Origin of the sequence: Polymorphospora rubra (assembly GCF_018324255.1) — a bacterium.
Classification (GTDB): Bacteria; Actinomycetota; Actinomycetes; order Mycobacteriales; family Micromonosporaceae; genus Polymorphospora; species Polymorphospora rubra.
Map to the genome: position 1 here is coordinate 731,223 of NZ_AP023359.1, position 10,809 is coordinate 742,031.

The 10,809-nt window shown below is 71.4% G+C and carries 11 protein-coding genes; 3 read left to right on the top strand and 8 right to left on the bottom strand.

The features are described from left to right. The first annotated feature begins 42 nt into the window (after positions 1-42). Genes Prubr_RS03205 through Prubr_RS03215 form a run of 3 tightly spaced genes read left to right on the top strand, consistent with a single transcriptional unit; the run spans position 43 to position 2,341 of the window. Entirely contained in the window at positions 43-771 is a 729-nt protein-coding gene (locus Prubr_RS03205; RefSeq protein WP_212821478.1) for an ATP-binding cassette domain-containing protein, read from the top strand. 2 nt (positions 772-773) lie between these two features. Next, the gene (locus Prubr_RS03210) at positions 774-1,550 is read left to right on the top strand and encodes a hypothetical protein (RefSeq protein ID WP_212821480.1); all 777 of its coding nucleotides are present in this window, start codon (positions 774-776) and stop codon (positions 1,548-1,550) included. Beyond that, the gene (locus Prubr_RS03215) at positions 1,550-2,341 is read left to right on the top strand and encodes a hypothetical protein (protein ID WP_212821482.1); all 792 of its coding nucleotides are present in this window, start codon (positions 1,550-1,552) and stop codon (positions 2,339-2,341) included. Before Prubr_RS03210 ends, Prubr_RS03215 begins: the two co-directional genes overlap by 1 nt. Before the next feature lie 116 nt (positions 2,342-2,457). On the opposite strand, the gene Prubr_RS03220 is transcribed toward Prubr_RS03215, so the two are convergent. From Prubr_RS03220 to Prubr_RS03255, 8 genes are all read right to left on the bottom strand, one after another. Continuing rightward, positions 2,458-3,768 (bottom strand): FGGY-family carbohydrate kinase, encoded by a 1,311-nt coding sequence (locus Prubr_RS03220; protein WP_212821483.1) that lies wholly within the window; start codon positions 3,766-3,768, stop codon positions 2,458-2,460. 144 nt (positions 3,769-3,912) lie between these two features. Then, a complete protein-coding gene (locus Prubr_RS03225) occupies positions 3,913-4,713 on the bottom strand; it encodes a 1-phosphofructokinase family hexose kinase (protein ID WP_212821485.1) in 801 nt (266 codons plus the stop codon). After that, positions 4,671-4,880 (bottom strand): hypothetical protein, encoded by a 210-nt coding sequence (locus tag Prubr_RS03230; RefSeq protein ID WP_212821487.1) that lies wholly within the window; start codon positions 4,878-4,880, stop codon positions 4,671-4,673. The genes Prubr_RS03225 and Prubr_RS03230 overlap by 43 nt, the downstream gene beginning before the upstream one ends. 4 nt (positions 4,881-4,884) lie before the next feature. Then, positions 4,885-5,871 carry a sugar phosphate isomerase/epimerase family protein gene (locus tag Prubr_RS03235; protein ID WP_212821489.1) on the bottom strand — a complete coding sequence of 329 codons (987 nt, stop codon included), beginning with the start codon at positions 5,869-5,871 and terminating at the stop codon, positions 4,885-4,887. A 30-nt stretch (positions 5,872-5,901) separates the two neighbouring features. Beyond that, a complete protein-coding gene (locus Prubr_RS03240) occupies positions 5,902-6,936 on the bottom strand; it encodes an ABC transporter permease (protein ID WP_212821491.1) in 1,035 nt (344 codons plus the stop codon). A 2-nt stretch (positions 6,937-6,938) separates the two neighbouring features. Continuing rightward, entirely contained in the window at positions 6,939-8,483 is a 1,545-nt protein-coding gene (locus tag Prubr_RS03245) for a sugar ABC transporter ATP-binding protein (protein ID WP_212821493.1), read from the bottom strand. Positions 8,484-8,525: 42 nt separating this feature from the next. After that, the gene (locus tag Prubr_RS03250; protein ID WP_212821495.1) at positions 8,526-9,587 is read right to left on the bottom strand and encodes a sugar ABC transporter substrate-binding protein; all 1,062 of its coding nucleotides are present in this window, start codon (positions 9,585-9,587) and stop codon (positions 8,526-8,528) included. A gap of 58 nt (positions 9,588-9,645) precedes the next feature. Beyond that, on the bottom strand, positions 9,646-10,413 hold the full coding sequence (locus Prubr_RS03255; RefSeq protein ID WP_212821497.1) for a DeoR/GlpR family DNA-binding transcription regulator: 768 nt from the start codon (positions 10,411-10,413) through the stop codon (positions 9,646-9,648). Between the last annotated feature and the right edge of the window lie 396 nt (positions 10,414-10,809).

A 10,809-nucleotide genomic window follows, 5' to 3' on the forward strand; every position in this document is an offset into this window, starting at 1 on the left:
TCCTGTGACGCTGGCGGTCCACAGCGTTTCGGGAGCCGTTCGATGAGAATCCAGGTCGACCACCTGACCAAGAGACACCGCGGGAAGTACGCGATCCGCGACGTGAGTTTCACCGCCGAGCCCGGGCGGGTCACCGGCTTTCTCGGCCCGAACGGGGCCGGCAAGTCGTCGACGCTGCGCATCCTGCTCGGCCTCGACCGCGCCGACGCCGGCCGGGCCCTGTTCGACGGCGTCGAATACCGCCGGCTCAGGAACCCGCTGTGTACGGTCGGTTCGCTGATCGACGGCAGCGGGGCGCACCGGTCCCGTACGGCGCGGGCGCACCTGTCGTGGGTCGCCCGCAGCAACGGGATCCCGAAGCGCCGGGTCGACGAGGTGCTCGAGACGACCGGCCTGGCGGAGGCGGCCCGCCGGCCGGTGGGGCTCTTCTCCCTCGGCATGGGGCAGCGGCTCGGCCTGGCCACTGCCCTGCTCGGCGAGCCCGACGCGCTGGTGCTGGACGAACCGGTGAACGGGCTCGATCCCGACGGCATCCGGTGGGTCCGGACCTTCCTGCGGCGGTACGCGGCCGGCGGTCGCACCGTGCTGCTCTCCAGCCACCTCATGGGCGAGATGGCCGACACCGCCGACGACCTCGTCGTCATCAGCGCCGGGCGGATCGTCACGCGAGGTCCACTGGAGACGGTCACCGCCGGGCACGCCAGCCTGGAGGACGCCTTCTTCGCACTCACCGACGCCGGTGCGGCGCACCGGTCCGGCCGGGGAGGTTGACGGTGCCCGGCACTCTCGACGCGGAAATCAGGAAGTCGCTCGGTCTGCCCGGGGTCGTCGTCGGCGCGGCCCTGGCCGTCGTGGTACCGGTCGGTATCGCCGCGCTCTCGGCGTTCTCGCTGCGGAGCGCACTCGACAGCGGCCGGACCGGATCCCTCGTCACCACCTCCACAGTGGACAGCGGGTTCGGGGAGCTGGGCATGGGCGTCGTCGGGGCGGCGATCCTCGGCGTGGTGATCGTCAGCAGCGAATACACCGCCAACCGGGTCAGGGCCGGCGGCGGCCGGCAGGTCACCACCACCCTGACCGCGACGCCGCACCGGCTGCGCGTGCTGGCCGCCAAGCTCACCGTCCTCACCGCTCTCGTCGCCCTGCTGGCGGCCGTCGCCGTCCCGCTCACCCTGACGACCAGCGGGTTCCTGCTCGGCGACCACGCCCAGCCGTACGGCGCCGACCACCCCGCCCGGGCCGTCGGCGCCGGCCTGTACTGGCTTCTCACCGCCTGGCTCGCGTTCGGAATCACGCTGCTGACCAGGAGCGGGATCGTTCCCCTGGTCGTGATCGTCGCCAACACCTCGCTCGTGTCGGTCACCTACCTGCTCGCCCGGTCGGTTCCCGCCGCGCGGTTCCTGCCCGACGTGGCCGGTGCTCAGATGTTCGCCCGCGAATACCACGCGCCGGACATGCTCGACCCGGTCACCGGCGGCCTCGTCATGGCGGCGTGGGCCGTCGCGCTGCTCGCCGTCGCCGGCGCCGTCTTCGTCCGCCGGGACGCCTGATGGGCCTGCGGACGCTCGGTCGTGTCGCGGGCGCGGAACTCGGCAAACTCGGCACCCTGCCGGCCGTGTGGTGGACGGTGGTGGGCACCGTCGGCGCCGCCGCCCTGCTGTCGGCGGCGATGACGAACGCGGCCCTCGGCCGGGCCGGAGCGGCGGAAACGGGCACGGTCGAGGCCGGCGCGGCGGAAACGGGTGCGGTGGATGTCGCCGCTGCCGCGCTGCAACCCGTCGGACTGGTCCAGATCGGGCTGGTCCTGCTCGGCATCCTCGCCGTCAGCAGCGAGTACGTCGACGGGCAGATCGCCACCAGCCTCACCGGTGTTCCGGACCGGATGCTGTTCCTGACCGGAAAGACGGTCGCCTGGCTCGGGGCGGCACTCGGTACCGCGCTGCTCGGCGTCGGCACGTCGTACGGGACCGCGTGGCTCGTCGTGCGCCTCCACGGAACACCGGTCGGGGACGACGACGAGGTCGTCCGGGCGTACGCGGGGGCCGTCGGCTACCTCGTGCTGATCGGCCTGCTCGCCTTCGCGACCGCGGTCCTGCTGCGGAACGCGGTCGCGACGGTGGCGACCACGCTCACGCTCGTCCTGCTCGTGTCGCCGTACCTGGCCCGCTTCGGCGGGGTCGCCCGGTTCCTGCCCGACGTCGCCGGGAAGCAGGCGTTCCACCTCGGGCCGCTCCCGCCCGGAGCGTTGTCACCCGGTACGGGGATCCTCGTGCTGCTCGGCTGGTGCGTGGCGCTCCTGCTGCTCGCCGGCGTCACGTTCCGGCACCGCGACGCGGGCTGACCACTCCCCACGCGGCTGGGCACTCGACACGGCTGGGCACTCGACACGGCTCCCGATGATCGTCTGCTGTTCAGACAGTCAGGGCACGGCGTGTCGAATGTCTGAACAGCAGACGATCAATCGCGGGTGAGGTGCGCCGGCACGTCCGCCGTCCCGGTCACGCCGAGCTGGGCGAGTACGGCCACGCCGAGCACCGTCGCCTCGGGTTCGACGACGAACCGGAGCCGGCGGTGCGTCGCCTCCTGGCGCATCCGACGCCACACCGGCGAGCCGGCGGCGACCCCGGCGATGGTGACGTCGGCGATCTCGGTGCGGCCGAGGTGCCCCAGCCGGACCGTCGTCGCCTCCGCCTCGACCGCGAGCCCCTTGAGCAGGCTGGCCATCGCGTCGGCGCGGGTGGCGTCCATCGGCAGGTCGGCGAGCCGGATCAGCCGCCGGTCGGCGTCGATCACGGCCGGTTCGACGTCGTCGACCACCCGGGCGATCTCGTCCCACATCACGTCGTCGTCGACGCCGGCGTAGAGCATGTTGTGCCACGCCTGGTAGTAGCGGCCGGACGGGGTGGCCCGGTGCACGAACCGCAGCCCACCGGCGACGAAGACGCCCTCGTCGATGCCGGGTTCGAGGGTGTCCGGCAGTTCGTCCAGCAGCAGCAGCTGCGCCTCGGAGGTGCCGGCGGAGACGTAGACGTCGCCGGGCTTGCGTACGCCGGCACCGAACGCGCCGCACATGTGGTCGTGGCCGCCGGTGACGACGGGTACCCCGGCCGGCAGCACGCCCGCGCCGGTCGTCCGGCCGACGACGGTGGCGCTGCCGACCAGCTCCGGCAGCGCGAGGGTGGGCAGGCCGAGGTCGGGCAGCGCGTCGGCACGCAGCACTCCCCCGCGTACGTCGAGCAGGCCGGTCCGCGACGCGTGCGAGACGTTGAGGAACACCGGGGCGGTCCGGTCGGCGAGCAGGTCGCGGGCGACGAAGTCGGCGAGGCAGGTGAAGCTGTGGGCGGCGGCGACCGCGTCGGGCAGGTGCCGGGCGAGCCAGCGGAGCTTGAAGACGGAGAACGTCTCGTCCACCCCGGACCAGCGGGTGCCGGCGAGTTCCGCCTTCGCCTCCCGGCCGTGGCTGGCGTACCAGGCCAGGACCGGGGCGGTAACGGTGCCGTCGGCGGCCAGCAGCACGACCTCCTCGCCGACCGAGCCGACGCAGACGCCGGCGAGTTCACCGACGCGTACGGCGGGATCGGCGAGCAACTGCGCGAGCAGATCCTCGACCGAGGCGGCGAGCCGGCCGGCGTCGCGCCGGCCGCCCCACGCGTCGTCCTCGACGACGGTGGGGGCGTGCCGCAGCGCGACGAGCCGGCCGGCGGCGGTGTCGTAGCAGCCGACCTTCGTCCGGGTGGTGCCGATGTCCACCCCGAGGAACTGGGTCACGGCGTCGCCTCGCTTCGCTCGGCACCACCGTGTGCACCACTGAGCCCGATGGCTCGCTCGCTCCGCTCACTCACGGCGTCGCCTCGCTTCGCTCGGCACCACCGTGTGCACCACTGAGCCCGATGGCTCGCTCGCTCCGCTCACTCACGGCGTCCCCGGGGTGGTGACGGTCACCTTCTCGCGCAGCTGCGCGACCAGGTCCGGGTCGACGTCGGGGGTGAGCGAGGCGGCGTTCGCCGCGCCCATCGCCGACGCGAGCACGAGCGCGTCGGCCGGGCTGTCGCCACGCCCGAGCGCCACGGCGAGGCCGGCCAGGAACGAGTCGCCGGAGCCGGTGGCGTTGCGGGTCTCGACCCTCGGGGTGTCGACCGCCAGCCGCTCGGCGCCGTCGATCCACAGTGCACCGTCGGTGCCGAGGGTGACGACGAACGTCGCCCCGGTCTCGTCGTACAGGTCGCGCATCGCGGCGGTGGCGGCGGCGAGGTCGGGCAGGTCCCGGCCGAGCACGCCGGCCAGCTCGTGCACGTTGGGCTTGACGACGAGTCGGCCGGCCGGCGGCGCCGACCGGACGTCGTCGATGACCCGGGCGAGCGGCCCGCCGTGCGCGTCGACGATCGCGGTCGCGCCGGCGGCCAGCGCCGACCGGGCGATCCGGGCGTGCAGGTCCGGCGGGCAGCCCGGCGGCAGGCTGCCCGTCGACACGACCACGTCACCGGCCCGTACGTCGGCGGCGATCGCGGCGAGCAGCTTCTCCGCCTCGCCGGGCGTGATGTCGGGGCCGCGTTCGTTGAGCACCGTCGACCGCCCGGTGCTCTCCTCGATGACGACCGGGGTCACCCGGGTCTCCCCCTCGACCTCGATGTGCCGGTCGAGGATGTCGAGGTCGGCGCAGCCGCGGCGGATCACCTGGCCGGTGAAGCCGCCGACGAAGCCGTACGCGGCCACCGTCGCGTCGAGCCGCCGCGCCCCCGGCAGACGATCATGCCCTTGCCGCCGGGGAGGCTGCGTACGGACGTGACCCGGTTGACCTCGTACGGGTGGAACCGGGCGACCACCTGGAGCCGGTCGATTGCCGGGTTGGGGCAGACGACGTGCAGCGTGAAGCCGGGCACCGCGTTACTCGGAGTCGATCTGGTAGAGGGCGAAGAGTTCCTCGTCGCTGGCACCGAGCACCTCTTCCTCGCGCTGCCGGAACGTCTCCGCCGAGACGCGGACGAGTTCGTCGAGCTTCTCGGTCTGCGGCGGCAGGTTCATCGCAGCGTACGGGTTGCCGCCGGCACCGAGCGGCTCGGCGGAGCAGTAGTTGTCGCCGCGCTGGTAGCCGATGGCGTACAGGGCCATGATGATCACGTCGAGGTCGAGCAGGCCGTGGCCGAGCGCACGGCGGTTCGAGTCCGCCATGTGCAGGTTGAGCATCCGGTGACCGTGGTCGAGGATCGTCGCGCCGAGGTGCAGCTCGCCGCTGAGCATGTGGTAGAGGTCGCCGTTGAGGTGCGAGATCGCCGGGTGGTCGACGAGGTCGAGCAGCCGCAGCGCCTGCTCGAAGGTGTGCACGATGCTGGTCTCCTCGGGCCGGATCGGCTCGACGGCGCCCCGGATGCCGGCGGCGGCGAAGTCGTCGGCGACCAGCTTCATGGTCTGCGCCGACCGCTCCACCTCGTACGAGTCGAAGGCGGTGGGCCGGCCGACGGAGGCGGCGCCGAAGAGCAGGTACGACCCGCCGACGGCCTGGGCAAACTTCGCCTGGCGGCGGAAGTACTCGATGGCCCGGGCCCGCACGTGCGGCAGGTTGTGGGCGAACTCCTGGTTGGGGGTCACCATGCCGCAGATGCCGGAGACGGTGATGCCGTGGTCGCCGAGGATCCGCAGGGTCTCGTCCGGCTTGTAGCCGAGGTCCTCGGAGTAGAGGTTGCCGTGCAGTTCGATGTACCGCACGCCGTTCTTTTCCAGGCGGGCCGCGGACACGGCGAGGTCCTCGGTGCCGAAGCCCCAGTTGCTCCAGCCGAACTTCAGCCGGGACTCGTCGGCGGTGTGGTTGCGCCGGGCCTCGACGAAGGCCCGCACGACCCGCTGGTCGTGGACGCGGAATGGTTGCGGCTTCATGGTGCTCGTGGTCCTTTCGAGACGCGGGGATCAGGCCTTGCGGCCGGCGAAGCGGCGGGTCAGTGCCTTGGGGTGCAGGTGCCGGAGGTTGCCCTGGCGCCACTGGTCGAACAGGGCGGCGAGGACGATGACCAGACCGATCGACAGCTGCTGGAGGAACGGCGACAGCGCGAGCAGGATGAACGCGTTGCGCAGCACGCCGAGCAGGCAGGCGCCGAGGAAGGCGCCGATGATCGAGCCGCGGCCGCCGGAGAGGCTGGCGCCACCGATGACGGCGGCGGCGATGACGTCCAGCTCGTACCCCATGCCGGCCTGGGCCTCGGCGACGCCGACCTGGGTGGCGAAGACGATGCCGGCGACACCGGCGAGCGTGCCGATGAGCATGAAGCTGAGGATGCGGGTCCGGCCGACCGGGATGCCGCCGGTGCGGGCGGCGGTGTCGTTGTCACCGACCGCGGTGACCCGCAGGCCGAAGACTGTGCGGGTCAGCAGGAGCTGGCCGAGAATCACCAGGACCAGGAAGATGACCACGCTTACCGGGATGCCGCCGAAGATCCGGCCCTGGCCGATGAAGGACAGCTCGCGCGGCATCGCCTGCGGCAGGCCGCCGGTGAGCAGCTGGGTGAGGCCCCGGGCGATGGAGAGCATGCCCAGGGTGACGATGAACGAGCTGACCCGGCCGAGGACGACGACGGTGCCGACGGCGAGACCCGACAGCGCGCCGACGCCGATACCGATGAGCATCGCCAGCCAGGGGTTCACCCCGCTGCCGAACGCCGCCCCGGCGGAGACGGCCGAGAGGGCGAGCACGGAGCCGACGGAGAGGTCGATCTCCTTGCCGATCAGGATGAAGGTCTGCCCGATGGCGATGATGCCGATGACCACCACCGTCTGCAGGACGTTGTAGAGGTTGTCCCGGGTCAGGAAGTTCTCGTTGGCCAGGCTCACCAGCAGGCCGAGCACGATGATGACGCCGAGCAGGCCGGTTTCCTGGCGCTTGACGATCGCCAGCGCGCTGTCCTTCCAGGACCGCCCCGGCTGCTTCGCAACGGTGGTGGCTGACATGTTCATCCTTCGGTAGCACCCATCGCCGCGGCGACGATGGGGTTGGGTCCGGCGTTGTTCGGGGCGTCACGGGTCACCCGGCCCTGCCGGATGACGACGACGCGGTCGGCGAGTTCGACGACCTCCTCCAGCTCGGAGGAGATGAACCAGACCGCGAGCCCTTCCCCGTGGGCGAGTTCGCGCAGCGTCGCGTAGATCTCGGCCTTGGTGCCGACGTCGACGCCGCGGGTCGGCTCGTCCAGGATCAGCACCTTCGGCTTGGCGGCCAGCGCGCGGGCGAGCAGCACCTTCTGCTGGTTGCCGCCGGACAGCGAGGTGATCGGTGCCTCGGTGGAGGCGGCCTTGACGCCGAAGCGCCGGGCGAGGTCGCGGGCGGTCGCGGTGGCCCGGCGCCCCGACACCCAACCCAGGTGGCCCAGCGTCGACAGGATCCGGGCGGTGATGTTGTAGCCGACGCTCTGCGCGTGGAACACCTCGGTACGGCGTTCCTCGGCGACGTACGCGATACCGAGCCGCTGGGCCCGGCCGGGACCGGAGATGCGTACCGTCCGCCCGCCGACGGTGATCTGGCCGCGGTCGACCGGACGGAGCCCGATGACGGCCTCGGCGATCTCGGTACGGCCGGCGCCGACCAGACCGGCCATGCCGATGATCTCGCCACGGCGGACGTTGAAGTCGATGTCGGTGAAGCCCTCACCGGTCAGGCCGGTCACCTGGAGGGCGACCTCGGCGGTCTCGATGCCCTCGGCCCGCTCGGCGACCACCTCGGCGACGACCGCCCGCTTCTTCTCGCCGGCCATCAGCGCGACGGCCCGCTTCTGGTCGATCTCGTCGGGCGGGCCGGCGGCGACGAAGGTGCCGTCGCGCAGCACGATCACGTTGTCGACGATCGAATAGACCTCGGCCAGCCGGTGGCTGACCAGCACCACCGCCACCCCCTCGTCGCGCAGCTTGCGCATCACCGCGAAGAGCCGCTCGGACTCCTCGTGGGTGAGGCTGGAGTTGGGCTCGTCGAGGAAGAGGACCTTCGGCTGGCGGGACAGGGCCCGGACGATGTCGACCATCTGGCGCGACGCCGCCGACAGGTCGCGGCACAGCGTCGCCGGGTCGGGCAGGTAGTCGGCCATCTGGAGCCGGTCGAGCAGTTCCCGGGCCTTGTGCACGTTCTCCCCGCGCCGGGCCAGCCCGTACGCCGGGCGCTCGCCGAGGTCGTACAGGAACAGGTTGTCGGCGATGGTCAGCTCGCTGATCAGCAGCGGCTCCTGGTTGACCACGACGACGCCGGCGGCGATCGCCTCCAGTGGCGAACCGAAGGAGACCTGCTCGCCGTTGAGCGTGAGGTGCCCGCGGTCCGGCTGCATCTGGCCGGAGCACAGCCGGATGAGCGTGGACTTGCCGGCGCCGTTCTCACCGAGGAGTCCGGTGACCTGGCCGGCCGGAAACTCGAGCGACACGTCGCGCAGTGCCTTGACCGCGCCGAACGACTTCGCCAGGCCGGCGGCCGCGAGGGCCGCCGGCTTGACGTCGTCCACCTGGGTGGGCTTCATGGGGTTACGGGCCTTCTCTAGGCGGTTCAGGCTCTAGGCGGTTCAGGAGGCGCCCACGGCACCGAGCGGCAGCACCGACGGGTCGTGCTCGGCCAGGTTCTCCGCCGTGACGAAGGGCGCGTTGGCCTCCTGCGCCACCGGGCTGGGGTTCTGGCCGGTGACGGCGGCGTTGAACAGTTCGATCGCGACGTTGTAGCCCTGACCGAAGGCGTCCTGGCCGATGACGCCGTACATCGAGCCGTCCTTGATGGCCGCGATGTTCTCGGTGCTGATGTCGTAGCCGATCACCTTGACGGTGTCCTGCTTGCCGGCGGCGGCGACGGCCTGGGCCGCGCCGAACGGGCCACCCGCGGTGGCGTAGATGCCGAGCAGGTCGGCGTTCGACTGCAGGTAGTTCTGCGCCGCGGTGAAGGTGTTCGAGGCCGAGTCCCGGGCCTCGACACCCTGGCTGACCGGGGTCAGGTTGGAGCCCGCCAGGCCGTCGACGAAGCCCTGGCGGCGCTGCTCGGAGCCGGGCGCGGTGAACTGGCTGACGATGATGCCGACCTTGCCGGTCTGGCCGTTGGAGGCCTTGATCATCTCCTCGGCCGCGAGTTGGCCGGCCTTGTACTGCTCCTGGGCGTAGTTGACGGTGCCGCCGGAGCCCTCGACGCAGTCGAAGAGGGTGTTGTAGGCGCCGACCTTCTTGCCCTTGCCGGACAGCGTCTGGATGTCGGCGCAGTTGCCCTCGCCGGCGATGAAGAACCCGACGCCGTCGTAGCCCTGGGCGTCGGCGGCGCGGATGGCGCTGGACACGGTCTGGACGTCGATGTTCTCACCCGCGACGATCCAGGTGACGCTGCCGTCCTTGTCGGACAGCACCCGGTTGGCATAGTCGGCGCCGGCCTTCACGTTCACCCAGTACGGGTTGTTCGCGAAGCCGATCATCGCGATCCGGACCTCGCCGTCGGCGGCCTGGTCGGTCGGGGTGGGCCGGCCGGCGATCGGGTCGCTCGGCCCGTCGTCGGATCCGCCGCCGCCACCGCACGCGGTCGCGAAGAGGGTCACGGCCAGCAGTGCGGCGGCGCCGCGGGTGACCGCCTTTACTCGTGTTCGGGAAGACATTCTTTCCTCCAGGGTGGTGGGGTGTGCGTGGTGATCACCGATCGGTCGCCGTGCGGGGTCAGCCATCAGCGAGGCGGACCTCCGTGCCGAGCGCCCGCAGGTCGTCCACGGTCGCGCTCCCGATCCCCCGGTCGGTCACGATGAGGTCGACGTCCCCGATCGCGCCGTACCGGCAGGCGGCCCGCAGGCCGAACTTCGTGTGGTCGGTCATCAGTACGGCCTTCTGGGCCGAGGCGAGGATGGCCGACTTGACCGCGGCTTCGCCGGGGTCCGGGGTGGAGAGCCCCCAGGTCGTGTCGATGGCGTTGGCCCCGACGAAGGCGACGTCGAAGCGCAGTTGGGCGAGCCGTTCGAGGGCCCAGGCGTCGACCTCGGCGTAGCTGGCCGGACGTACCCGGCCGCCGATGGTCATGACCGTCGAGCGGCCCAGGTCGGTCAGTTCGAGGGCGATCTGCAGGGCGTTGGTGACGATGAGCAGGTCGCCCCGGTCGGGCAGCAGCTTGGCGAGGTGTCCGGTGGTCGATCCGGCCTCGATGAAGATGGCGCCGAACGGTGGGATCTCCCGGGCGGCGGCGCGGGCTATCGCGATCTTCTCGGCGCGACGCTCGGCGATGCGGCCGGAGACCCGGCCCTCGACGGCGAGGGTGGTGCGGGCGACGGCACCGCCGTGGACCCGCTGGAGATCGCCGGCGGCTTCGAGCGCGGAGAGGTCGCGGCGGATCGTCTCGGAGTTGACCGCGAAACGGGCCGACAGTTCGGCCGCCTCGACCCGGCCGGCGGCATGTACGAGGTCGGCGATCTCACGACGGCGGGCGGACACGTTCATCGCGACGCCTCCCTCCAGCGGGTCGCTGTGGTTTCCCACTTCCGTGGTGTGGGTGAAGCCACAGATTTCGAGGAGCAACACTACATTTGGCTACCGGGATGTCAACGGGAGATTTTCAAACGTTACACCGAGATGTCTCGAGCCCACGCGAAGTCTGGCCTAGTTTGCCCGTTTTTAGTCCTGGTATGAGGTTTTGGTTCACCACAGTTTCCGCTGCGGTGGTGAAAGAACGCTACACCCAGATCTCGCCATGATTACTGGAGCGTGACAGCGTCTTGTAAGTTTGCTACAAAGTGATCGGGAGGAGCGCGGCCGCACGGGTTCCGTCCACCGGGTGGACGCACCACCACCCGGTGGACGGCCCGCGCCACCCGGCACGACCAAGTGAGTCACCGC